Below are 21,937 nucleotides of genomic sequence, written 5' to 3' on the forward strand. Positions count from 1 at the left end.
GCCTCAGACGTTGGCTGATTTCCCCCACGGGCCGATCTGGTCCAGGGTGTATCCGTCCGGGTATGCCACGACGTTCATCTTTCCCGGCACAAATATGGGCTCCGTCGGCAACGGACGCAGCCTGGCCTTGAGGGAGCGGAACCGCAGCACCGCATTGAACGGCACGCGCAGCACTGCCGGGGCAGGTTTCAGGCCCAGGGCCACAGCGACCTGGGTTTTGTCCATCATCAGCGCCAGGATGGTCGGGGTGAACCGGCGAAGCAGGGCGGGGATACGGCTGGCGAAGGCCGCGACGGTCGCGTTGAACAGCATCGAGCCCTCGGGGCTCGGGCCCATGTTCCGGTCCTCGTATTCGTCCAGGAACCGCTCCGCCTCCGCGAAGGTGGCCGGGATGCCCTCGAGCCCCATCTGCCGGCCCAGTTCGGCGTAGAAATCCGTGGCGGCCCGCTTCTCCAGCTCCGTCAGCCGGCGCCAGCCGTGACGTTCGGTCCAGCGCAGCGGCAGGACAAGCAAGGTCATGAGGACGTAGACGAAGTCGTCCGGGGTACCGGGCACCCCCTTGTGGACCCGGCGGAGCAGGTTGATCATGGCCTGGCTGCGTTCGTGCTCGAACCCGTTGGCGATGATCTCGTGGAGGACGATGCCGGTGTCGTAGGAGCGCTTCATCGGCCGGGATTTCATCTCCCCGGTCGCCGCCAGGGTCCTTGCTGTGGAGGGGATGGCGAAGTTGCGGTAGTAGGCGACGAAGAAGCCCGAATGGATTTCAGTCTTGAAATCGAAGAGGACCATGTTCCGGTAGATCCCGTACATGTCCGTACCGCTCGGGCGTGTTCGGCGGGTCGGGTGCGTGAGGAGTTGCATGGGGGCTTTCCGTAGCTGTCGCAGGCTATGCCGGGGCAGGGGAGTTATGGAGCTTTGCTTCAACGCAGAGCAGGTAGCTGCGCTCCTCCGCGGTCAGGAAGGTCGCCGAAGTGCCCGCAGCGAGTTCAGCGTCCCGGATTTCGACAACCATCCGGTGCAGCCTGTCCTGTACCGGCGCCTGGGGGTCGGCCTCAAGGGTCCGGTCAAGCGACGTGCTCTGCAGCGCCTTGGACCAGATGGCCTCGACGCGTGCGAGGGTTTCGGTGTTCCGGCGGTGCAGGTTTTTGCGGGCAGCCCTGCCGGCAACCGCCGGGATCGTGAGTCCGGCGCCGGCCAGGACGGTCGCGACCAGTTCCAGCTGATGGTAGGGGAAGTCAGGCCTGACCAGTACGGCCAGGAATGTCAGGTGCCGGGCCAAGAGGGACAGACACATCTCGGCCATCACCAGGAAGCCCATGATGCAGCCGGCACCCAGCATGGAGAAACCGACGCGGAACGGGCGGCTCATCCGCGGGACGTAGCGGAAGCAGATCACGGCAATTTCCGCGCTCATCGAACAGATGAAGAGGGTGAGCATCAGTGAGAACAGGAGAGCCGGGAAACGGTCCTCGTAGATGCCCCAGGCGGGGGTCGTGACGGTGGGTCCTGTGAGGAGGAAGAACGCGGTCTGCAGGCTCAGCGTGAGCGTCAACGGAAGTGTGCGCGTCCACCAGGACCGGCGGCCGCCGGCTTCCGGGGCGATGGCGGCGTATGCGGCGAGGCGCAGATACCAGAGAGAGACAATCATCAGGGAGTTCAGGACCAGTTTGACCAGGTTCATGCCGCCCAGGGCCGTATCGACGGGGACGTAGACAACCGGGGACATGAGCAAAGAGCCCACGCCTCCGTACACGGCACAGGTGAACACCAGGTCGCTCCGGCTGCGAAGCAGGGCGGGAATGCGGGCACCGGCCAACAGGAACAGCGCCGCGGCCATCAGGAACTGCATCATCCGAAGACCGCCCCGAAGTTGCCCGGCTCCGCGTCCGGCTGCCGGTAGGAGCGGCGGATGCGGGAGGCAAGCCGGTCGGCAAGGAGTTCGGCCGTTACCTCGAGCTCGTCGGCGAAATCGGTGCGTTTCAGGGCCGAGACGACGCGCTCCGGGTCGAGGTCCGGGAAGAAGACCTGGGCGTAGTCGTGCGAGAGGACTTCCTGCTCGTGCCGGAGGATCATGTGGGCGAACTCGTGCAGGACGATCTGCTGGCGGTGCACCTCTGACGCCGCCTTGGCGTGGAGGATGAGGTCCAGGCCGTCCAGGCCGAACCACAGGCCACAGACCTTGTCGGTGGGGGTGTTGTCGATCGGCTTGATGACAATCGGACGCCCGCTCGCGGTCTCAAGGTGGGTCTGGATGGAACTCATGGAGACCGGTTCCTGCAGCCGCAGGCCTTCTTCCGCGGTCCGGGCCCGCGCTCGGGCGTCGCTGTAATCCATGGAGCTGGTCCTTGGGATGGTCCGATAAGGGGCCGGAGTCCCTCCGACTCCAAGGAGGAGCGTATCAGCCCTGTTCAGGGGCCTTTCCGGCGCCCGGCGTGTCGGAAGAAGTGACGTTCGTCTCCGCCAGCTGCTCGTCGATGAGGTCCCGGATCTGAAGGAGCGTCTCGGGTGACAGGCCGCCGAGCTGCCGGGCAGCGAAATTGCGGACCTTGTTGGCCCGCATGCTGGCCAGGAGGTCGAGCTGGGCTTCGACTTTCTGGGGCAGCTCGTCCTGGTCGTGCAGCAGGTAGTCGCGGTTCACGCCGAAAAACGTTGCGAGGTTCTGCAGGAGCTCGGTCTTCTTCACCTCGGGCCCGGACCCGGTGCGCATGTAGTGCCAGCGGGCGCGGGAGATCGGGGTGCCCGCCGTCTTCATGGCGGCGCTGACGTCGTTGAAGGTGATCTTCTTCCCGGCGGCTTCCGAGGAATCAAGGAGAAGGTTCAGCTTCCTTGCGAGTGCCGCGCCCGGCCCGGAATCGACTGACGCGTCGTTCATCGCGCGGCTCCTTTTCTGCGGTCGAAGGGTGGATCCAGAAGACGATATCATCCGATTGGACATGTCCAATAATTTTGCATTACCCTCTGAAAACAGAATTGGACATGTCTATTTCTGCACCGGAGGGGTACCGGGCCACGCCTCCGGTACCGCCTCCATAGTGGAGGCACGCAGCCTAAGGGTTGCCCGTCAGGGGAGCCGCGCTCCGGCTGACGCCACGACGGCCGCATTCCTGCAGGAGCTTTTGGGGGGCCGGCAGGGATGCGGTCTTTTGGTGGCCCGGCCGCGGGGTGAGGTCAGAGTGTTCCTGTCGACGGCGGCGGCCGCCGCGGGAGACGATGCGCTCCCCGGTCTGCGGGTCGTTAGTCCTTGGACGTCCGGCCTCGGGCGCGTCGAGCTGCCCAAACCATGAAGACGACGATGAACGCGACGGGCAAAAGCACCAGCGGGTTCCAGCCTTTAACTGTCATTTGTCATCCCTCGATCCGCTTGCAAGTCTCTTGCGCAGACTCTACGCCGGCGGCCACGAGGCGAGAACGTTGTGCGGCCATCCTTTGGTGGGCACGTCGGGTGGGCTACTGGCCGGGGTGGCGGGTATTGGTATTCAGCGGCAGCGCGGGCGAAGCCGTAGCCCGTCTGCGGGGAAGCAGAAAAAAACCCCTGGAATCCGTGGATTCCAGGGGTTTTCCCTTGTGCGCGGAGGGGGACTTGAACCCCCACCCCCTTTCGAGGACTAGCACCTCAAGCTAGCGCGTCTGCCATTCCGCCACCCGCGCAGGTGGTAATTCCGAGTTCGTTTCGCCTTTCAGCGTTTTGCTTTTCTCGGAAGCAGCGAGAAAGACTCTAGCACGACTTTTCCGGAAACAAATAATCGGGGTCCGCGGGGGTGGTGTGGGTAGGCTGAAGCAAGCAATTGAGCCACCCGCCACGAGGAGCCGCTATGACCGACAACCGGACCGAAACCAGGCCAGAGGATGAGGTCGTCAGGATCTGCCAGGAGCTGATCCGGATCGACACGTCCAACTACGGCGACGGCTCCGGCCCCGGTGAACGCGCGGCCGCCGAATACACCGCCGGGCTCATGGCAGAAGTCGGGCTGGACGCCGAAATTTTCGAAGCAGCGCCCGGCCGAGCCAGCGTAGTCACCCGGCTGGCGGGGGAGGACCCCTCCGCCAGCGCCCTGGTGGTCCACGGCCACCTGGACGTCGTCCCGGCCCTGCGCGAACAGTGGTCGGTTGACCCCTTCGGCGCCGAACTGAAGGACGGCCTGATCTGGGGACGCGGCGCCGTGGACATGAAAGACATGGACGCCATGATCCTGTCCGTGCTGCGCAACTTCGCCCGCACGGGACGCAAACCCAAGCGCGACCTCATCTTCGCGTTCTTCGCCGACGAGGAAGCCGGCGGCACCTACGGCGCCCGCTACGCCGTCGAGAAGCGGCCCGAACTCTTTGAGGGCGCCACGGAGGCGATCTCCGAAGTCGGCGGCTTCTCCGCCACCATCGGCGGCCAGCGCACCTATCTGCTCCAGACGGCGGAAAAGGGCCTCTCCTGGCTCCGCCTGGTGGCCCACGGCCGCGCGGGCCACGGCTCCCAGATCAACACCGACAACGCCGTGACCAGGCTTGCCGGAGCGGTCTCCCGGATTGGTGCCTACAACTGGCCGATCGAGCTCACGCCGACCACCCGGCAGTTCCTCGACGGCGTCACCGAACTCACCGGGGTCGAATTCGATCCCGATGACCCGGAGAAGATCCTGAAGGAACTCGGTACGGTGGCCCGCTTTGTTGGCGCCACACTGCAGAACACCACCAACCCCACCCTGCTCAAAGGCGGCTACAAGCACAACGTCATTCCGGAATCGGCCGAGGCCCTCATCGACTGCCGGACCCTGCCCGGGCAGGAACAGCAGGTGCTGGAAATCGTGCGCGAACTCGCCGGCACCGGAGTGGACATCAGCTACGTGCACAACGACGTCTCGCTGGAGGTGCCGTTCGCCGGCAACCTCGTCGATTCGATGATCGATGCCCTGCATTCCGAGGATCCGGGCGCCAAGGTGCTGCCGTACACGCTCTCCGGCGGGACCGACAACAAGTCCCTGAGCCGGCTCGGCATCACCGGCTACGGCTTCGCCCCGTTGATGCTGCCGGACGAGCTCGACTTCACCGGCATGTTCCACGGCGTCGATGAGCGGGTCCCGGCGGATTCCCTGAAATTCGGCGCACGGGTGCTGGACACCCTGCTCACCAACTACTGAGCGGACACTGCCTGCCATGACGCCCGAGGACATCCTGAGCGGGCCGCTGCTGGAACGGATCCGCGGCCGCGCCGCCGGCTACGACCGCGACAACGCCTTCTTCCACGAGGACCTCGCGGATCTCACGGCGGCCGGCTACCTGAAAATTTTCGTCCCGGTGATCGACGGCGGGCTCGGACTCGGGCTGGCGGAAGCGGCGCAGCTGCAACGCAGGCTGGCGACCGCGGCGCCGGCCACGGCCCTGGCCGTCAACATGCACCTGGTGTGGACCGGCGTCGCCCACGTCCTTGCCGCCCGCGGTGACTCCTCGTTGGATTTCATCCTTCAGGAAGCGGCCCAGGGTGAGGTCTTCGCCTTCGGCAATTCGGAGGCAGGCAACGACTCCGTGCTGTTCGATTCCCGCACGGAGGCCGTCCCGCTGCCCGGCGGCGGCTACAGCTTCACGGGCCGCAAGATCTTCACCAGCCTGTCACCGGCGTGGACACGGCTGGGCATCTTCGGGAAGGACGCCAACGCCGCGGACGGCGCCGGGGAACTGGTCCACGGGTTCATCACCCGGGATACCCCCGGCTACGAGATTTTGCCCGACTGGGACACTCTCGGCATGCGGGCCAGCCAGTCCAACACGACCCTCCTGGAGGGCGCCGTCGTCCCGGCCGAACGGATTTTCCGGAAACTGCCGGTGGGCCCGAACGCCGACCCCCTGATCTTCGCGATCTTCGCCTGCTTCGAGACCCTCCTCGCCGCGGTGTACACCGGAATCGGCGAACGGGCCCTCACGCTCGGGGTGGAAGCCGTGCAGCGCCGGACATCGTTCAAGAACGGCGGCCGCAGCTACGCCCAGGACCCGGACATCCGCTGGAAGGTGGCGGAAGCGGCGATGGCCATGGATGCGCTCTACCCGCAGCTGTCCTCCGTAGCGGCCGACGTCGACGGCCTCGCGGACCACGGCAGCCAATGGTTCCCCCGGCTCGTGGGGCTCAAAGTCCGGGCCACGGAGACGGCCCGCACCGTGGTGGACCTCGCCATCCGGGTATCCGGCGGCTCCAGCTACTTCCGCGGCTCCGAGCTCGAGCGGCTGTACCGGGACGTGCTCGCCGGCATGTTCCACCCATCAGATGACGAATCGGCGCACAATACCGTGGCGAACGCCTGGTTGGGCCCGCTGGAGACACCCTAGAGGGCGCCCAGGACTCCCCGCGGCGTTCGCGGCTGCCCATCCGGGGCCGATGCGCGGCCGGGATCCGTGTGCGGCCTAGACGGTGCGCTGGACCTGGATGACTTTGCGGCGCAGCCAGAAACGCCGCCCGCCGCCCACGTAGAGGCGGCTGCGTTCCAGTTCCCATTTGCCGTACTCGGAATGCTCCACGAGCCGGCGGCGGGCCTCGGGGAGCGAATCCTCAGGACCGACCGTCAGAACGAGGTACTCGTACTGCTTGACATAGTCCCGTTCCCGCCGGACCGAGCTGCTCAGAAAATGTTCTTTCATTGCTCTCCATTTTCGTCTTTTTCCGACTAACGTGAAGTCATGAGCATCGATCCGCGTGTCGCGCTTCAGTCCCTGACCTCTGCACTGGAAGAACACCTGGCGGCGGCCTCCGCCCGCAGAAGTGACGGGGATCCCGCGGTCGAGGCGGCGTTCTTCGCCGTTGCCGATGCCTTTGAAGTCTACGACGATGCCCTGTATGAGGCGTATGGGGAAGTGACGCCCCTTGAAGTGATCGACGGCGACGAAGACGGCGACGAAGATGATGTCGACGACGAAGAGGACCTCGAGATCCTCGAGAATTCCGAGAACTAGGGGGACCTGCGGATCTCCGCGGCCTCAGCCGGGGTCGGACACGTCTTCGAGCGCCTGCGCGATCTCCGGCGGCAGCGGCGCGAGCGCCGAATCCAGGATCTCCTTGAGCTGAACCGGTGTCCGGGGGCCGACGACGGCGGTTGCCACCCCCTGTTGGGACAACAGCCAGCTCAGCGACACATCCAGGGCAGTCCGGCCGAGCCCCTTCGCCGCCATGGCGACGGCTTCCACCACGCTGGACGCCGGTCCCTCGAGATAGGGTTCCACGTACGTCGCCAACCGCTGGTTGGCGGCCCGGGAATCAGCCGGGATGTGGCCGCGGTATTTGCCGCTCAGGACGCCGCGTCCCATCGGAGCCCAGGCCATCAGGCCCAGCCCCGCGTCCTCGATGGCCGGAATGAGCTCAATCTCCGCGTTGCGTTGCAGGAGCGAGTATTCGGACTGGTTGGCCACGAGGGGGAAGCCCGCGATTGCGGCGGCCTTTGCAGTCTGCCAGCCGTTGAAATTGGAGACGCCGGCGTAACGCGCCCGGCCGGACCGCACCGCGTGGTCCAGCGCTGACAGGGTTTCCTCCAGCGGAACATTCGGATCCCAGGCGTGCGCGAACCAGAGATCCACGTAATCGGTTCCCATCCGGGCCAGGCTCGCGTCCAGCCCGGAGAGCATGCCGTTGCGGGATGTGTCGACGCTGCGGCGACCGTCCGCCGTCGTCAGTCCGGCCTTCGTGGAGATCACCACTTCGGAGCGCGCCACGACGTCGCCCAGTATTCCGCCGAGCATCGCCTCGGCCTGCCCGTCGGCGTAGGACGCCGCCGTATCGATCAGGGTTCCGCCGGCATCGACGAAGGTGCGCACCAGGGCGGCGGCATCCTGTTCCTCGGTTTCCCTGGCCCAGGACATGGTGCCGAGGGATAGGGCGGACACGCGCAACCCACTGTTGCCGACATAACGCTGCTGCATGTCAGCTAGCTTACGGGGTCGGGCTGCTTCGTAACGTAGGGTCTATAAACGTGAACTGGATACAAGCGGCTCTGCTGGGCCTGGTACAGGGGCTGACCGAGTTCCTCCCGATTTCCTCGAGCGCCCATCTGCGGATTGTCGGCGCCTTCCTCCCGGAAGCGTCCGATCCCGGCGCCGCCTTCACGGCCATCACGCAGCTGGGCACCGAGACGGCGGTGATCGTCTATTTCTGGCGCGACATCCTGCGGATCATCCGTGCCTGGTCCGGTTCGCTGACCGGCAAAGTCTCCCGGCAGGACCCGGATGCGCGCATGGGCTGGCTGGTGATCCTGGGCAGCATCCCGATCATCGTCCTGGGCCTGCTGTTCCAGGACCAGATCGAATCGGTACTCCGCAGCCTGTGGGGCGTCGCGACCATGCTGATTATCTTCGGCATGGTCCTCGCGGTTGCCGACACCATCGGCCGGCAGGACCGTGAACTGACGCAGCTGACCTACAAACATGGCCTCTTTTACGGACTGGCGCAGGCCCTGGCGCTGTTCCCCGGTGTGTCCCGCTCCGGCGGCACGATCAGCGCCGGGCTCCTGATGGGCTACACCCGTGAGGCGGCGGCCCGCTACTCCTTCCTGCTGGCCATCCCCGCCGTGTTCGGCAGCGGCCTGTACCAGCTGTACAAGGTGGTCTCCAAGGAAGGCATCACCGGCCCGTACGGGCTCCCGGAAACTGCCCTGGCCACCGTGATCGCTTTCATTGTGGGTTACGTCATCATCGGCTGGTTCCTGAAATACGTCTCCACCCGCGGCTACCGGCTCTTCGTCTGGTACCGGATCATCCTGGGAATGTCGCTGTTCCTGCTGCTCGGTTTCAATGTCATCAGCGCCTAGCACTAGGCTTGGTCTGTGAAATCCTGGACCTCCCGCCCTGTTGCCCAGCTCCCCGGCAGCATGCCCGCCCTGAGCCTCTTCGATACCGCCAAGGGCGGAATTGTCACCCTGGAGGCCACGGGTGAGCAGTCCATGTATGTCTGCGGCATCACCCCTTATGACGCCACGCACATGGGCCACGCGGCCAGCTATGTCGCCTTCGACCTCCTCAACCGCGCGTGGCGGGACGGCGGCCAGCACGTCGCCTACGTCCAGAACGTGACCGACGTCGACGATCCCCTCCTGGAGCGCGCCACGGCCACCGGCGTCGACTGGCGCGACCTCGCCGCGAGCCAAATCGAGCTGTTCCAGACCGACATGGAGGCCCTGAATGTCCTCGCCCCGGACCACTACATCGGTGCCGTCGAGGCCGTTCCCCTGATCGTTCCCGCCATCGAACGCCTGCTGCGCAACGGACTCGCGTACCGCGTCCCCGGCACCGGCGGCGAGCCCGACGGCGACGTCTACTACGACGTCGAAGCCGCCGGGAAGCACTCGACGGACGACGTCGACGCCTGGACCCTGGGATCCATTTCCGGACTCTCCGACGCCGAAATGCTGGAACTCTTCGCCGAACGCGGCGGCGACCCTGGCCGGGCCGGGAAGCGCCAGGCGCTGGATCCGCTGCTCTGGCGGGTTGCCCGCGAAGGCGAGCCCAGCTGGCCCGGTGGCGAGCTGGGGGAGGGCCGGCCCGGCTGGCACGTCGAATGCACCGTGATCGCCCAGGAGTACCTGCCCAGGCCGTTTACCGTTCAGGGCGGCGGCTCGGACCTTATTTTCCCCCACCACGAAATGGGCGCCGGCCACGCGTACTCGCTGGCGGGCGTGCCGCTGGCCCGCCACTTCGCGCACGCGGGCATGGTGGGCCTCGACGGGGAAAAGATGAGCAAGTCCAAGGGCAATCTTGTCCTGGTTTCCAGGCTCCGGGCTGACGGGGAAGAACCTGCCGCGATCCGCCTCGCGATCCTGGCCCACCACTACCGCACGGACTGGTCCTGGACCGCCGCCGGATTCGCCGAGGCCAAAGACCGGCTCCGCACGTGGCGCGAGGCCCTCGCCGTGGCGCCGGAAGGCTCCGCCGCAGCCCTGCTTGGCGGGTTGCGGACCGAACTCGCCAACGACCTGAACGCGCCCGGCGCACTCGCCGCTGTCGATGCCTGGGCCAAGGCCGCCCTGGCCGCCCCGGGGGAGGCCTCGGCCACGGACGCCGCGCTGGTCAGCGACGCGGTCGACGCCCTGCTCGGCGTCGAACTCTAACCGGATTTCGATCGGCCCCGGCCGGAGAAGATCCCAAAACCCAGCTGCCGTCTCCACGGTGGGAGCGTCGGCCGGTCAGGACGAAGCGGCCTCGATGATTTTCTCGTCGCCCTCGTTCACGGCTTTGACGACGGCGTCGTAGTCACCACTTTCGACAGCCTTGCTGACCTTTTTGGTGGCCTTGCTGATCGCCTTGTCGACGCGGTCGAGGTAGAGGTCATCGACGATGGCAACGATCGCCGAGGAGCCCGGCGGCAGAAACTCCTCCGCGTTGACGCCGATGGACTTTTCCTCATGCCGCTTCCTGATGGCACCCACACCAGCGCCGATCCCGGCACCGATCACGCCGGACAGCAGCAGTGGCGGAGCGAACAGTCCGACCACCAGGCCGCCGACTGCGCCGGCCTTCGTGCCGCCGGCGACCAGTCCGCCGCCGTGCTCCTTGACCTCGGTCTTGCCCGAGGAGTCTCGCGACAGGACGACGGCAGCCGCGACGGCCGCGTCGTCCATGCCCTTGATCGCCTGGAAATCCTCTGCCGCCGAGCCCTCGTCGGCGTACGACGACACGAACAAGATGTAGTTGTGATCTGTCATGGTGTGCCCTCCACTCGGTGTTGGCCGGCGTCGCGGCCAGGTCCAACTCTCGCCGCGACAGGCGCCCGCCGTCAGGGTCATAAGACTCTGGTCCGGGGAAAGCGGGACGCGGGCTAGGGCTTGTCCTTGCCCCGGCGCTTGAGGTAGCGCTCAAATTCTCGGGCTATCGATTCGCCGCTGGCCTCCGGGAGGTCGGCGGTGTCCTTGGCCTCCTCGAGCTGGCGCACATACGCCGCAATTTCCGGATCCTCTGTAGCGAGCTCGTCCACGCCGCGTTCCCACGCGTCGGCCTCCTCCACGAGTTCCGTGGTGTCCAGCGGGACCTGGAGCAGCTCCTCGACCCGGTGCAGCAGAGCCAGCTGAGCCTTCGGCGACGGGGCCTGGGCTACATAGTGCGGCACGGCCGCCCAGAGCGACACGGTCGGGAGCCCGGCCAGCAGGGCCACCTCGCCGAGCACGCCCACAATCCCTACCGGGCCCTCGTACTGCGAGGCCTCCAGGTCCATCCGCTCACGCAGTGCGGCGTCGTCCGTGGAGGTGCTGACCGGAATGGGCCGGCTGTGCGGCACGTCAGCCAGCAGCGCACCGACCAGGATGACGTAGTCGACATGCAGGGCCTCGGCGTGCACCAGCAGTTCCGCGGTGTAGGCACGCCACTTGTAGGACGGCTCGGTGCCCTGGACGAAGATGACGTCCACGTTCGAGTCGGGGACGCTGGCCTTGAAGATCCGCGTGGACGGCCACTTGATCTTCCGCTCACCGGCCGCTGTCCGCCGGATCGTGGGCCGGGTGAACTGGAAGTCGTAGTACTCGTCGGCGTCGATCGCCCCGACCTTCTTGCCGCCCCAGAGCTTGTTCAGGTAGCGCAGGGCATCGCTGGCGGCCTCTCCGGCGTCGTTCCAGCCTTCGAAGGCCGCGAGCATGACGGTGATGCGCCGGCCCTCGGGGACTGGCTGCAGCAGCCGCTCCGGCTCGGAGACGGCGCCTGGTTCGGTGGGGTCTGCCTCGAAGCTGTTCATGCCATCACCCTACGTCCAAGAACCCGCCGAGCGCAGGCAATCGCGCGCCAAGGAACCGCAATTTCCGCCCGGAATCCCACGGTCGGGCGCGTGGAATTCGCCGTAGGCGTAGCGCGGGCGCCCGGCCGCGGGCTTCCCCGTAGACTGGAAGGCATGCGATCCTCAGCTTCCCGGCCCCTCCTTAAAGCAGCGCTCTGGGACATGGATGGCACTATTGTCGACACCGAGCCCTACTGGATCGCAGCCGAACACGCACTCGTCGAAGCCCACGGCGGACAATGGTCCCACGAACAGGCCATGCAGCTCGTGGGACAGTCCCTGATGTTTTCCGCGGGAATCCTGCAGGAAGCCGGCGTGGCCCTGGAACGGCGCGAGATCATCGACACCCTCACGGGCCACGTGATCAGCCAGGTTCGGAGTTCCATTCCCTGGCGCCCCGGGGCCCGCGAACTGCTCGACGAACTCTACAACGCCGGCGTCCGTTGCGCCCTCGTCACCATGTCCGAGGCCCCGCTGGCCCGGGAGATCGTTGCGAGCCTGCCCGAGCCCTACTTCGAGTTCCTGGTCACGGGAGACACTGTGACCCAGGGCAAGCCGCACCCGGAGGCTTACCTCACGGCCGTCGAGCTCCTGCAGCAGCAGGATCCCGAGCTCGGCCTGCACCACTGCGTGGCCCTGGAAGATTCCGTGCCGGGTGTCGCCGCTGCCGTGGCCTCCGGCGTCGTCACGGTCGCCATCCCGCACATCCTGCCCCTCCCGCACGATCCCCGCCGCGCCACCTGGAACACCCTGGAAGGCCGGACAGTCGCTGACCTGGAGGAACTCGTGGCCCTGCGGCACGACTTCCCCGACGCCACCTCCGGTGGCACCTTCGGCGCCGCCGCGGACCCAACCGGCGGCTTAAGCGCGGTCTCGACCACAGTCTCGACCACGCTCTCGACCGCGGGCCACTCCCGTGGCTGACACCGGCAGCCAGGGGCAGCGCGGAAAGACTCCGGCTAACCGCCGGGAAGGGATTCCGCTGGGCCGGATCGCCGGCATTCCGGTATTTCTGGCGTATTCCTGGTTCATCATCGCGGCCTTCACGGTGATCGCCTACGGGCCGGTCCTGCAGAGCAACAATCCGCGGCTCGGCGTCACCGCCTTCTTCGTCGCCTTCGCCTACGCGCTGCTGCTCCTGATTTCCGTGCTGGCCCATGAACTCGCGCATGCGCTGACCGCGAAGCTGTTCCACTGGCCCACGGAGAAAATTGTCCTCAATCTCTGGGGCGGCCACACCCAGTTCCAGAGCTTCACGGCCTCACCCGGCCGCTCCGTCCTGGTGGCGATGGCCGGCCCGGCCGCGAACTTCGTCCTTGCCGGCGCAGGCTGGCTCCCGCTTGCCTACGGCGACCTGAACGGCGTGGCCGACATCCTGGCCAACATCTTCGTCTGGGCCAACCTGCTGATCGGCATCTTCAACGTCCTTCCCGGCCTTCCGCTGGACGGCGGCCGGCTGGTCGAATCCGCCGTGTGGAAAGCCACCGGCAGCCAGGAGAAGGGCACAATTGCGGCAGGCTGGGCCGGCCGCATCATCGTGATCGCCCTCGCCCTGTGGTTCATTGTCCTGCCGCTGGTCAGCGGCGCGCGGCCGGATATTTCCTTCACCCTCATCACCGCGCTGGTGGGCAGCTTCCTGTGGATGGGGGCGTCTGCCTCGATACAGCAGGCCCGCCTGCGGGGCCGGCTGCACCTCGTCGACGCCGCGGCCCTCGCCGAACCCGCCCTCGGCCTTCCGGAAACCGCGACGGTCGCGGACCTCCTGGACCGGGCGCCGGGCGGAAAGCCCGCCGTGGTGCTGTGCGACCGGGACGGCCGTCCCGTGGCCATCGTCGACGCCGGCGCCGCCGCCAGCGTGCCTGCCGGACTGGCCGCAGCGACCGCCCTGACCGCGGTCTCCTACCCCCTTGGCGCGGGCGCCTATGTCCCCGAATGGTCCAAGGGCCAGGAGCTCGTCCAGTACCTGGCCCAGCTCGAGGGCCAGGAGTACGCGGTGGTGAACCGCGAGGGCGCCGTCACCGGGCTGCTGCGCCAGTCCGCCGTCGTCCGGGCCATAACGGGCAAGTACCGGAACGAACGCCAGAACCAGGGGCAGAACCGGTAGAGTTACTGGGCGGTCGTGAATTTCCGGCCCCCACGCGCAAGGACCGGTGCCCGCCGGCATGTCCGCGGCCACACAGCTTTACAGGAGCGAGGAACATCTTCATGAGCAGCGACACCGCCGCAGGCACTAACACTGCCAACACCACCGCCGCCGCAGGCACTAACACTGCCAACACCACCGCCGCCGCAGGCACTGACACTCCCACCGCCGGGGCCAGCAGTCCCGCCGGCGCGAATGGTGCCACCGGCGCGGCGCGCCGCCGCGGACCCTTCCGTGAAGGCGAACGCGTCCAGCTCACGGACGAGCGTGGCCGCATGAACACGATCACCCTCGAAGTCGGCGGGGCTTTCCACACCCACCGGGGCTTCCTGAACCATGACGAGATCATCGGCAAGCCCGACGGCTCAGTCGTGGTCAACAACGTCGGACAGCAGTACCAGACCCTGCGTCCGCTGCTCTCGGACTTCGTGCTCTCGATGCCCCGCGGCGCGGCCGTGGTCTACCCGAAGGACGCCGGCCAGATCGTGACCATGGCGGACATCTTCCCGGGCGCACGCGTCGTCGAAGCCGGCGTCGGCTCGGGCGCCCTGTCCATCTCCCTGCTGCGCGCGGTGGGGGACAACGGCTACCTGCATTCCTTCGAACGCCGCCAGGAGTTCGCGGACATCGCCCGCGGCAACGTCGAGACCATCTTCGGCGGACCGCACCCGGCCTGGAAGATCTCCCTTGGCGACTTCCAGGAGGAAGTGGTGCGCACCGAGGAACCAGGCTCCGTGGACCGCGTGGTCCTGGACATGCTCGCGCCGTGGGAGTGCCTCGACGCCGTCGCCACCGTCCTGGCCCCCGGCGGCGTATGGATCAATTATGTCGCGACTGTGACGCAGCTTTCGCGGACAGCCGAAGCCATCCGCGCGGACGGACGCTTCACCGAACCCGACGCGTGGGAATCCATGGTCCGCGGCTGGCATCTCGAAGGCCTGGCCGTCCGCCCGGACCACCGCATGGTCGCCCACACGGGCTTCCTGCTGGTAACCCGCCGCCTCGCCGACGGCGTCACGGGAATTTCGGTAAAGCGCCGCCCCTCCAAGACCGACTTTAACGAAGACGACGTCAACGCCTGGACCCCGGGCGCCGTAGGCGAGCGTGCGGTCTCGGACAAAAAGCTGCGCCGCGCCGCCCGCGACGCAATCGCCGGAACGAACGTCGTCGACGCCCCGGAGATAACGAACTAGGCAGCATATTTCGGATGTCTCCAGCGGCACCCGCCTTCTTAGGGCTATGGTCTTAACAGAAGAGCAGGAAGGGGCTGATGCACGATGGAGACTCCGAATACTGACCCGGGCCGCACACCGGCCGAGGACGCAGCGGATGCTGCCGCCCGCACGGATGCGGCCCGCGCCGCAGACGGCGAGGGTGACCGGTATGCCACCAATGAACTGTCCGTCGCCGAGCGGCAGGTCAACATCCTCCGGGACAAGCTCCGCCACATTGACCGCCAGCTCGCCGCCGCGACGCAGAACAACTCCAAACTGGTCAGCATGCTGGAAACGGCCAAGGCCGAGATCCTGCGGCTGAAAAACGCCCTCGACCAGGAGGGACAGCCGCCGTACAGCTTCGGCACCATCCTCCAGCTCAACCCGAAACGGCAGCCGACGGCCGGGAACAGCGGCCAGGCGGCCACGGAGGAATCCGTGGACATCTTCAACGCCGGCCGCAAGATGCGCGTGGGAATCAGCCCGCTGGTCAACATCAGCCAGCTCGCCGTCGGGCAGGAAGTCCTGCTCAACGAGGCCCTGATGGTGGTCGCCGGACTCGGCTACGAGCGGGCCGGGGACCTGGTCACGCTCAAGGAAATGCTGGGGCCCGACCGTGCCCTGGTGGTGGGCCGCGCCGACGAGGAGCGGGTCATCCGGCTCTCCGGCGCCCTGCTCGCCCAGCGGCTCCGGGTAGGCGACGCGCTCTCGATTGATTCCCGGACCGGGTACGCGCTGGAAAAGATCCCGCGCTCCGAGGTGGAGAACCTCGTGCTCGAGGAAGTCCCGGACATCACCTACCAGGACATCGGCGGACTGGGCCCGCAGATCGAACAGATCCGCGACGCCGTCGAACTGCCCTTCCTGCACCCGGACCTGTACCGGGAGCACGGGCTCAAGGCGCCCAAGGGCATCCTGCTGTACGGCCCGCCCGGCTGCGGCAAGACCCTGATCGCGAAGGCCGTGGCCAACTCGCTGGCCGCCCGGGCCGCCGAGCGCGCCGGCAAGACGGACATGAAGAGCTACTTCCTGAACATCAAGGGACCCGAGCTGCTCGATAAGTACGTCGGCGAGACCGAACGCCACATCCGCCTGATCTTCGCGCGCGCCCGGGAAAAGGCGTCCGAGGGCAGCCCGGTGGTGGTGTTCTTCGACGAAATGGACTCGCTGTTCCGCACCCGTGGCACCGGCATTTCCTCCGACGTCGAAACCACCATCGTCCCGCAGCTGCTCAGCGAGATCGACGGCGTCGAACGGCTGGACAACGTGATCGTGATCGGCGCCTCGAACCGGGAAGACATGATCGATCCGGCGATCCTGCGCCCGGGCCGCCTGGACGTGAAGGTGAAGATCCAGCGCCCCGACGCCGAGGCCGCGGCCGACATCTTCAACAAGTACATCACCACGGACCTGCCCTTCCACGAGTCCGACCTCGGCGAGCACAACGGCGACGTGCAGGCGACCGTGGACGCCATGGTCCAACGCACCGTCGAGGCGATGTACTCCACCGAGAAGTCCAACGAATACCTCGAGGTCACCTACGCCAACGGCGACACCGAAATGCTCTACTTCAAGGACTTCAACTCCGGCGCCGTGGTGCAGAACGTCGTGGACCGGGCCAAGAAGTACGCCATCAAGGACCTGTTGACCATCGGCCAGAAGGGCCTGCGGATCGACCACCTGCTCCGGGCGGTCGTGGACGAGTTCCGTGAACACGAGGACATGCCCAACACCACCAACCCGGACGATTGGGCACGCATCTCCGGCAAGAAGGGCGAGCGCATCACGTACATCCGCACCATCGTCCAGGGCAAGGCCGGCCAGGAGCCCGGGAAGTCCATCGAGACGATGCCCAGCACAGGCCAGTACCTGTGACGGCTGTTGTCCCCGGCAAGCCCGCCGACACTGCGGGCGGGCTGCCGGTCGGCGGGGCGATGCGGGTCATGGGATCGGAGACCGAATACGGCATCCACGCGCCCTCGGCCCCGGGAGCCAACGCCACGATGATGTCAGCCCGGGTCATTCAGGCGTATGCCCAGGTGACCCGGCAGCGCGCCGCCGGCGGCGCCGAGACCCGGTGGGACTACACGGACGAGGAACCGCTGCACGACGCCCGCGGCTGGACCTTGGAGCGCAGCAGCGCGGACCCGGAACAACTCACCGACCAACCTCCCGTTCTCGACGCCGAGGCGATCGCCCTCGCCTACGGGCGGCAGGAACTCGAGGCCGACGGCGAGGACGAGTCCGGCACGCTGCTGATGAACATGGTGCTGGGCAACGGCGCACGGTTGTATGTGGACCACGCCCATCCGGAGTATTCCAGCCCCGAAGTGACCAACCCCCGCGCCGCCGTCACGTGGGACGCCGCCGGCGACCTCGTGGCACTGGCCGCGGTCCGGCGCCTCGCCGCGGATCCCGAACTGCCGCCGATCAACCTGTACAAGAACAACACGGACAACAAATCGGTCTCCTACGGCTCGCACGAGAACTACCTGATGCCCCGCTCGGTGCCCTTCGGCGAAATCGTGCGCGGCCTCACGCCGTTTTTCGTCACCCGGCAGATCATTTGCGGTGCCGGGCGGGTGGGCCTCGGGCAGGACAGCGCCCGGGCCGGCTACCAGATCAGCCAACGCGCTGACTTCTTCGAAACCGAAGTGGGCCTGGAAACCACCATCCGCCGCCCCATCATCAACACCCGGGACGAGCCCCACGCCACCGCGGACAAATACCGCAGGCTGCACGTCATCATCGGCGACGCCAACCTTAGCCAGGCCTCCAACTTCCTCAAGTTCGGCACCACCGCGATGGTCCTGAGCCTGATCGAGGCCGGGCTGGCGCCGCGGATCGAAGTCCATGAGCCCGTCGCCGCGCTTCAGGCCGTCAGCCACGACACCTCGCTCACCGGGCTGCTACGCCTGGGCGACGGCCGGCGGATCAGCGCCCTGGACCTCCAGTGGATCTATTTCGAGGCCGCCTCCAAGCACGCGCAGGACACCGGCGTCGCGGACGCCGTGGACGGTGACGGCCACACCCACGAGGTCCTGGAGCGGTGGTCCGCCACGCTGAGCGAACTCGGCGGTGACCGGGCGGCGGCAGCATCCTCAGTCGAGTGGCTCGCCAAACTGTCCCTCCTCGAGGGCTACCGCCAGCGTGACGGCCTGGGCTGGGACAACGCACGGCTGGGCCTCGTGGACCTGCAGTGGGCCGATATCCGCCCCGAAAAAGGGCTCTACTACCGGCTGCTGGCCCGCGACCGGATGCGCCGGATCGTCGACGACGCCGCGATCGCCCGTGCGGTGACCGAACCGCCGTCGGACACGCGGGCGTACTTCCGCGGGCGCTGCGTCAGCAGGTTCGGTGCAGACCTCGCGGGGGCCAGCTGGGACTCGGTGATCTTCGATGTCCCCGGCCGCGGCAGGCTCCAGCGGGTCCCAACCCGCGAGCCTCTGCGCGGGACCGAAGCCCTCACCGGCGGCCTGTTTGCCCGGCACCGGGAGGCCGGGACGTTCCTGGCAGAACTGCTCGGACTCAGCCCCGGTTCCTGAAAACAAAGCCCCCCGCGGGCGCCCCGGGCGTGGCACTATTGCTACAGGATGTCCCTTAGGAGAAAAGGGACGGACATGAAGGAGAAAACAATGGCAGGCCAGGAGCAGCAGCAGCCGCAGTCGCGGGACACCGAGGTTGACGAGGACGTCCCCGCCGCGCCGCCGGCCCCGGCGGACGCCCAGGCGTCGGCAGCCACCCAGGGCGTCGATGATCTCCTCGATGAGATCGACGGCGTGCTGGAGTCCAACGCCGAGGAATTCGTGCGCGCATTCGTCCAAAAGGGCGGCCAGTAGGAGCGCCGCCGGCCGCCGGATGAGGGCGGCGGGAGGGGCTAAGGGCCGGAAGAGTCGTTGATCCACCACGTTGAGGGAGAGCGTTAGTGCAGGAAACAACAGCCAACCGAGTAGCAGCCAACGCGACGTCCTCATTCACCGAGCATCTGCAGCGCGAACGGCCCGATTTGATGCCCTTCGGCCAAGCGCCTTTCAACCAGTTGCCCGCCGGCGGGCACGCCAGCCAGCCAGGAGCACCGCTGCAGGCCCCGCACGGGACCACGATCGTGGCGATGACCTACGCCGGGGGAGTGCTGATGGCCGGGGACCGCCGCGCCACCATGGGCAACGTGATCGCGAGCCGGCACATCGAGAAGGTCTTTCCCGCCGACCAGTATTCAGTGCTGGGCATTGCCGGGACCGCCGGCATCGCCCTGGACATCACCAGGCTGTTCCAGGTTGAACTCGAACACTACGAGAAGATCGAGGGCACCCTCCTGAGCCTGGACGGGAAAGCGAACCGGCTCGGCGCCATGGTCCGCGGCAACCTGCCCATGGCCATGCAGGGCCTCGCCGTCGTGCCCCTGTTCGCGGGATTCGACCGGCCCGCAGGTTTCGGCCGGCTCTTCTCCTACGACGTCACGGGCGGCCGCTACGAGGAACAGGAGCACCACGCGGTGGGATCCGGTTCGATGTTCGCCCGCGGCGCGCTGAAGAAACTCTGGCGTCCCGGCCTCTCGGAGCAGGACGCCGTGGCGGTCGCCGTCGAGGCCCTGTACGACGCCGCCGACGACGACTCCGCCACAGGCGGGCCGGACCCCGTCCGGCAGCTATGGCCGGTGGTGTACATCGTGAACCGGACAGGCGCCTTCCGGATCCCGGACCGCGACCTTGCCGCCGTGGCCGGCCGCGTCATCGAATCCCGCACCGTCGCCCAGCGGGAGGCCTGAGATGACCCAGCAGTTCTATGTATCTCCCGAACAACTGATGAAGGACCGTGCGGATTTCGCACGGAAGGGCATCGCCCGCGGACGTTCGGTGGTGGTCATCAGTTGCCGGGACGGGATCGCCCTCGTGGCGGAGAACGCGTCCCCGTCGCTGCACAAGATCGGCGAGATCTACGACAAGATCGCGTTCGCGGCCGTCGGGAAGTACAACGAGTTTGAGAGCCTGCGGCAAGCCGGGGTGCGATATGCCGATGTCCGGGGCTATTCCTACGACCGCGAGGACGTCACAGCCCGCGGCCTCGCCAGCGTGTACGCACAGAGCCTCGGCGCGGTGTTTACGGCCGAACAGAAACCCTTCGAGGTCGAACTGGCCGTGGCCGAAGTCGGCCAGGCTCAGGAGGCGGACCATCTGTACCGGCTGACCTTTGACGGGTCCATCGCCGACGAGCACGGCTTTATTGTGATGGGTGGCCAGGCGGACAAGGTCTCCGAGGCTGTCGCGGCGGGCTGGCAGGGCGAACTCGACTTCGCGGGCGCCATCCGGCTGGCCCTCGCCGGGCTCGTGGCGGACAAGGAAACCACCACCCTGCCCGTATCCGCACTTGAAGTTGCGGTACTGGACCGGGCATCGGAAAGCGGCCGCGGCACCCGCCGGGCGTTCCGCCGGCTCGAGGACCCGGACATCGTGGCATTGCTGGCTGAGGAGAAGTGAGATGGACAAGCGCATATTCGGCATCGAAACCGAATTCGGAATTTCCTATTCAAGCCCGGAGTCCCGGCCGCTGGCACCGGAGGAAGTAGCCCGCTACCTCTTCCGCAAGGTGGTCAGCTGGGGACGGTCCTCCAACGTCTTCCTGACCAACGGCTCGCGCCTTTACCTGGACGTCGGGTCGCACCCGGAATACGCCACCGCCGAGTGCGACGACCTCGCCCAGCTGATAGCCCATGACCGTGCCGGGGAGCTGATCCTGTGCGACCTCGTGGACGAAGCCCAGGAACGGCTGGCGGCGGAGGGATTCAACGGCACCGTATACCTGTTCAAGAACAACACGGACTCGGCCGGGAACTCCTACGGCAGCCACGAAAACTACCTCATCCCGCGGCGCGGCGAATTTTCCCGGCTCGCGGAAATCCTCATCCCGTTCCTCGTGACCCGCCAGTTGATCGCCGGGGCCGGCAAGATCCTCAAGACCCCGCACGGGGCGACCTTCGCGTTCTCCCAGCGGGCCGACCACATCTGGGAAGGCGTCTCCTCCGCCACCACCCGCTCCAGGCCCATCATCAACACCCGGGACGAGCCGCACGCGGACGCCGAGTTCTACCGGCGCCTGCACGTGATCGTGGGCGACTCCAACATGTCCGAAACAACGGCGCTGCTCAAGATCGGCACGGTGGACCTGATCCTGCGGATGATCGAGGCCGGGGTGATCATGCGCGACATGCGGATGGAGAACCCGATCCGCAGCATCCGGGAAATCTCCCACGACCTCAGCGGCCGGGCGCTGGTCCGGCTCGCCAACGGCCGGCAGCTCACGGCCCTGGAAATCCAGCGCGAGTACCTGGGCAAGGTGACCGCGTTCGTGGCCGAACACGGCGCGCACAACCCCCACGTGCCGCTGATCCTGGACCTCTGGGAGCGCACGCTGGACGCCATCGAAAGCGGCGACACGAGCACGATCGATACCGAAGTGGACTGGGCCATCAAGAAGAAGCTCATGGACAACTACCGGGTACGGCACGGGCTGGGCCTTGACGCTCCCAGGATTGCGCAGCTGGACCTGACCTACCACGACATTTCCCGTGGCCGCGGCCTCTTCTACCTGCTCCAGGCCCGCGGGGCCGTGCGCCGGGTGGTGGACGACACCGCGGTCAAGGACGCGGTGGATGCCCCGCCGCAGACCACGCGCGCCAAACTCCGCGGCGACTTCGTCCGGCGCGCCCAGGAACTCGGCCGCGACTACACCGTGGACTGGGTCCATCTGAAGCTGAACGACCGCGCCCACCAGACCATTCTGTGCAAGGATCCCTTCCGGAGCGTGGACGAACGGGTGGATGCGCTGCTGGACTCGATGGGCTGATACCCAGCTTCGCAC

22 protein-coding genes and 1 tRNA gene are annotated in these 21,937 nt (G+C 67.0%); 14 read left to right on the forward strand and 9 right to left on the reverse strand.

What is annotated here, in order from left to right:
• Positions 1 to 3: 3 nt before the first annotated feature.
• The 5 genes from AC1D0A_RS02770 to AC1D0A_RS02790 form a co-directional block, all read right to left on the reverse strand.
• Positions 4 to 861 (reverse strand): oxygenase MpaB family protein, encoded by an 858-nt coding sequence (locus AC1D0A_RS02770; protein ID WP_476945138.1) that lies wholly within the window; start codon positions 859 to 861, stop codon positions 4 to 6.
• A 25-nt stretch (positions 862 to 886) separates the two neighbouring features.
• Complete coding sequence (locus AC1D0A_RS02775; protein ID WP_476945139.1) at positions 887 to 1,852, reverse strand: hypothetical protein; 966 nt, start codon at positions 1,850 to 1,852, stop codon at positions 887 to 889.
• A complete protein-coding gene (locus tag AC1D0A_RS02780) occupies positions 1,849 to 2,334 on the reverse strand; it encodes a hypothetical protein (RefSeq protein ID WP_476945140.1) in 486 nt (161 codons plus the stop codon). Before AC1D0A_RS02780 ends, AC1D0A_RS02775 begins: the two co-directional genes overlap by 4 nt.
• A 64-nt stretch (positions 2,335 to 2,398) precedes the next feature.
• Positions 2,399 to 2,872, reverse strand: a complete 474-nt coding sequence (locus AC1D0A_RS02785; RefSeq protein WP_476945141.1) for a hypothetical protein — start codon at positions 2,870 to 2,872, stop codon at positions 2,399 to 2,401.
• Between the two features lie 693 nt (positions 2,873 to 3,565).
• A tRNA-Leu gene (locus tag AC1D0A_RS02790) sits at positions 3,566 to 3,648 on the reverse strand.
• Positions 3,649 to 3,812: 164 nt separating this feature from the next.
• Between AC1D0A_RS02790 and AC1D0A_RS02795 the strand changes: the two genes are divergently transcribed.
• Both AC1D0A_RS02795 and AC1D0A_RS02800 read left to right on the forward strand, forming a co-directional pair.
• Positions 3,813 to 5,129: a M20/M25/M40 family metallo-hydrolase gene (locus AC1D0A_RS02795; protein WP_028275570.1), complete on the forward strand. Its 1,317-nt coding sequence runs from the start codon at positions 3,813 to 3,815 to the stop codon at positions 5,127 to 5,129.
• A 16-nt stretch (positions 5,130 to 5,145) separates the two neighbouring features.
• Entirely contained in the window at positions 5,146 to 6,309 is a 1,164-nt protein-coding gene (locus AC1D0A_RS02800) for an acyl-CoA dehydrogenase family protein (RefSeq protein ID WP_476945142.1), read from the forward strand.
• A 75-nt stretch (positions 6,310 to 6,384) separates the two neighbouring features.
• Here AC1D0A_RS02800 and AC1D0A_RS02805 read toward each other — a convergent pair whose 3' ends face one another.
• Entirely contained in the window at positions 6,385 to 6,618 is a 234-nt protein-coding gene (locus AC1D0A_RS02805; RefSeq protein WP_018772920.1) for a DUF5703 family protein, read from the reverse strand.
• A gap of 39 nt (positions 6,619 to 6,657) precedes the next feature.
• Between AC1D0A_RS02805 and AC1D0A_RS02810 the strand changes: the two genes are divergently transcribed.
• On the forward strand, positions 6,658 to 6,930 hold the full coding sequence (locus tag AC1D0A_RS02810; protein ID WP_223916379.1) for a hypothetical protein: 273 nt from the start codon (positions 6,658 to 6,660) through the stop codon (positions 6,928 to 6,930).
• A 24-nt stretch (positions 6,931 to 6,954) separates the two neighbouring features.
• Here AC1D0A_RS02810 and AC1D0A_RS02815 read toward each other — a convergent pair whose 3' ends face one another.
• Positions 6,955 to 7,890 carry an aldo/keto reductase gene (locus AC1D0A_RS02815; RefSeq protein ID WP_243177614.1) on the reverse strand — a complete coding sequence of 312 codons (936 nt, stop codon included), beginning with the start codon at positions 7,888 to 7,890 and terminating at the stop codon, positions 6,955 to 6,957.
• Between the two features lie 50 nt (positions 7,891 to 7,940).
• Here AC1D0A_RS02815 and AC1D0A_RS02820 point away from each other — a divergent pair, with 50 nt between their 5' ends.
• Together AC1D0A_RS02820 and mshC are read left to right on the forward strand one after the other, a co-directional pair.
• Positions 7,941 to 8,774, forward strand: coding sequence for an undecaprenyl-diphosphate phosphatase (locus tag AC1D0A_RS02820; protein ID WP_028275574.1), 834 nt, complete (start codon positions 7,941 to 7,943; stop codon positions 8,772 to 8,774).
• Positions 8,775 to 8,789: 15 nt separating this feature from the next.
• The gene (gene mshC, locus AC1D0A_RS02825; RefSeq protein ID WP_476945143.1) at positions 8,790 to 10,070 is read left to right on the forward strand and encodes a cysteine--1-D-myo-inosityl 2-amino-2-deoxy-alpha-D-glucopyranoside ligase; all 1,281 of its coding nucleotides are present in this window, start codon (positions 8,790 to 8,792) and stop codon (positions 10,068 to 10,070) included.
• A 75-nt stretch (positions 10,071 to 10,145) separates the two neighbouring features.
• Here mshC and AC1D0A_RS02830 read toward each other — a convergent pair whose 3' ends face one another.
• Positions 10,146 to 10,664 carry a DUF1269 domain-containing protein gene (locus tag AC1D0A_RS02830; RefSeq protein ID WP_476943666.1) on the reverse strand — a complete coding sequence of 173 codons (519 nt, stop codon included), beginning with the start codon at positions 10,662 to 10,664 and terminating at the stop codon, positions 10,146 to 10,148.
• A 113-nt stretch (positions 10,665 to 10,777) separates the two neighbouring features.
• Positions 10,778 to 11,683, reverse strand: a complete 906-nt coding sequence (locus tag AC1D0A_RS02835) for a PAC2 family protein (protein WP_018772914.1) — start codon at positions 11,681 to 11,683, stop codon at positions 10,778 to 10,780.
• 153 nt (positions 11,684 to 11,836) lie between these two features.
• Between AC1D0A_RS02835 and AC1D0A_RS02840 the strand changes: the two genes are divergently transcribed.
• From AC1D0A_RS02840 to pafA, 9 genes are all read left to right on the forward strand, one after another.
• Complete coding sequence (locus AC1D0A_RS02840; protein WP_476945144.1) at positions 11,837 to 12,646, forward strand: HAD family hydrolase; 810 nt, start codon at positions 11,837 to 11,839, stop codon at positions 12,644 to 12,646.
• Complete coding sequence (locus AC1D0A_RS02845) at positions 12,639 to 13,826, forward strand: site-2 protease family protein (protein ID WP_028275576.1); 1,188 nt, start codon at positions 12,639 to 12,641, stop codon at positions 13,824 to 13,826. The genes AC1D0A_RS02840 and AC1D0A_RS02845 overlap by 8 nt, the downstream gene beginning before the upstream one ends.
• A 101-nt stretch (positions 13,827 to 13,927) precedes the next feature.
• A complete protein-coding gene (locus AC1D0A_RS02850; protein ID WP_476945145.1) occupies positions 13,928 to 15,058 on the forward strand; it encodes a tRNA (adenine-N1)-methyltransferase in 1,131 nt (376 codons plus the stop codon).
• An 84-nt stretch (positions 15,059 to 15,142) separates the two neighbouring features.
• Positions 15,143 to 16,954, forward strand: coding sequence for a proteasome ATPase (gene arc / locus AC1D0A_RS02855; RefSeq protein ID WP_243177610.1), 1,812 nt, complete (start codon positions 15,143 to 15,145; stop codon positions 16,952 to 16,954).
• Positions 16,951 to 18,624: a depupylase/deamidase Dop gene (dop, locus tag AC1D0A_RS02860; RefSeq protein WP_028275578.1), complete on the forward strand. Its 1,674-nt coding sequence runs from the start codon at positions 16,951 to 16,953 to the stop codon at positions 18,622 to 18,624. Before arc ends, dop begins: the two co-directional genes overlap by 4 nt.
• A gap of 90 nt (positions 18,625 to 18,714) precedes the next feature.
• The gene (locus tag AC1D0A_RS02865; RefSeq protein ID WP_026266331.1) at positions 18,715 to 18,918 is read left to right on the forward strand and encodes a ubiquitin-like protein Pup; all 204 of its coding nucleotides are present in this window, start codon (positions 18,715 to 18,717) and stop codon (positions 18,916 to 18,918) included.
• An 86-nt stretch (positions 18,919 to 19,004) separates the two neighbouring features.
• Positions 19,005 to 19,847 carry a proteasome subunit beta gene (gene prcB, locus AC1D0A_RS02870; protein ID WP_476945146.1) on the forward strand — a complete coding sequence of 281 codons (843 nt, stop codon included), beginning with the start codon at positions 19,005 to 19,007 and terminating at the stop codon, positions 19,845 to 19,847.
• Between the two features lies 1 nt (position 19,848).
• The gene (gene prcA, locus AC1D0A_RS02875) at positions 19,849 to 20,556 is read left to right on the forward strand and encodes a proteasome subunit alpha (protein ID WP_243177607.1); all 708 of its coding nucleotides are present in this window, start codon (positions 19,849 to 19,851) and stop codon (positions 20,554 to 20,556) included.
• A gap of 1 nt (position 20,557) precedes the next feature.
• Positions 20,558 to 21,922: a Pup--protein ligase gene (gene pafA / locus AC1D0A_RS02880; protein ID WP_243177605.1), complete on the forward strand. Its 1,365-nt coding sequence runs from the start codon at positions 20,558 to 20,560 to the stop codon at positions 21,920 to 21,922.
• The last annotated feature ends 15 nt before the right edge of the window (positions 21,923 to 21,937 follow it).

It is taken from the genome of Arthrobacter sp. P1_D4 (genome assembly GCF_056406115.1).

Coding starts and splice junctions, on each gene's coding strand:
- AC1D0A_RS02835 (WP_018772914.1), bottom strand. CDS start 11,683: ATGAACAGCTTCGAGGCAGACCCCACCGAACCAGGCGCCGTCTCCGAG.
- AC1D0A_RS02805 (WP_018772920.1), bottom strand. CDS start 6,618: ATGAAAGAACATTTTCTGAGCAGCTCGGTCCGGCGGGAACGGGACTAT.
- AC1D0A_RS02785 (WP_476945141.1), bottom strand. CDS start 2,872: ATGAACGACGCGTCAGTCGATTCCGGGCCGGGCGCGGCACTCGCAAGG.
- AC1D0A_RS02865 (WP_026266331.1), top strand. CDS start 18,715: ATGGCAGGCCAGGAGCAGCAGCAGCCGCAGTCGCGGGACACCGAGGTT.
- AC1D0A_RS02770 (WP_476945138.1), bottom strand. CDS start 861: ATGCAACTCCTCACGCACCCGACCCGCCGAACACGCCCGAGCGGTACG.
- AC1D0A_RS02830 (WP_476943666.1), bottom strand. CDS start 10,664: ATGACAGATCACAACTACATCTTGTTCGTGTCGTCGTACGCCGACGAG.
- arc (WP_243177610.1), top strand. CDS start 15,143: ATGGAGACTCCGAATACTGACCCGGGCCGCACACCGGCCGAGGACGCA.
- AC1D0A_RS02775 (WP_476945139.1), bottom strand. CDS start 1,852: ATGATGCAGTTCCTGATGGCCGCGGCGCTGTTCCTGTTGGCCGGTGCC.
- AC1D0A_RS02850 (WP_476945145.1), top strand. CDS start 13,928: ATGAGCAGCGACACCGCCGCAGGCACTAACACTGCCAACACCACCGCC.
- AC1D0A_RS02780 (WP_476945140.1), bottom strand. CDS start 2,334: ATGGATTACAGCGACGCCCGAGCGCGGGCCCGGACCGCGGAAGAAGGC.
- AC1D0A_RS02800 (WP_476945142.1), top strand. CDS start 5,146: ATGACGCCCGAGGACATCCTGAGCGGGCCGCTGCTGGAACGGATCCGC.
- AC1D0A_RS02810 (WP_223916379.1), top strand. CDS start 6,658: ATGAGCATCGATCCGCGTGTCGCGCTTCAGTCCCTGACCTCTGCACTG.
- pafA (WP_243177605.1), top strand. CDS start 20,558: ATGGACAAGCGCATATTCGGCATCGAAACCGAATTCGGAATTTCCTAT.
- prcA (WP_243177607.1), top strand. CDS start 19,849: ATGACCCAGCAGTTCTATGTATCTCCCGAACAACTGATGAAGGACCGT.
- AC1D0A_RS02795 (WP_028275570.1), top strand. CDS start 3,813: ATGACCGACAACCGGACCGAAACCAGGCCAGAGGATGAGGTCGTCAGG.
- AC1D0A_RS02840 (WP_476945144.1), top strand. CDS start 11,837: ATGCGATCCTCAGCTTCCCGGCCCCTCCTTAAAGCAGCGCTCTGGGAC.
- AC1D0A_RS02815 (WP_243177614.1), bottom strand. CDS start 7,890: ATGCAGCAGCGTTATGTCGGCAACAGTGGGTTGCGCGTGTCCGCCCTA.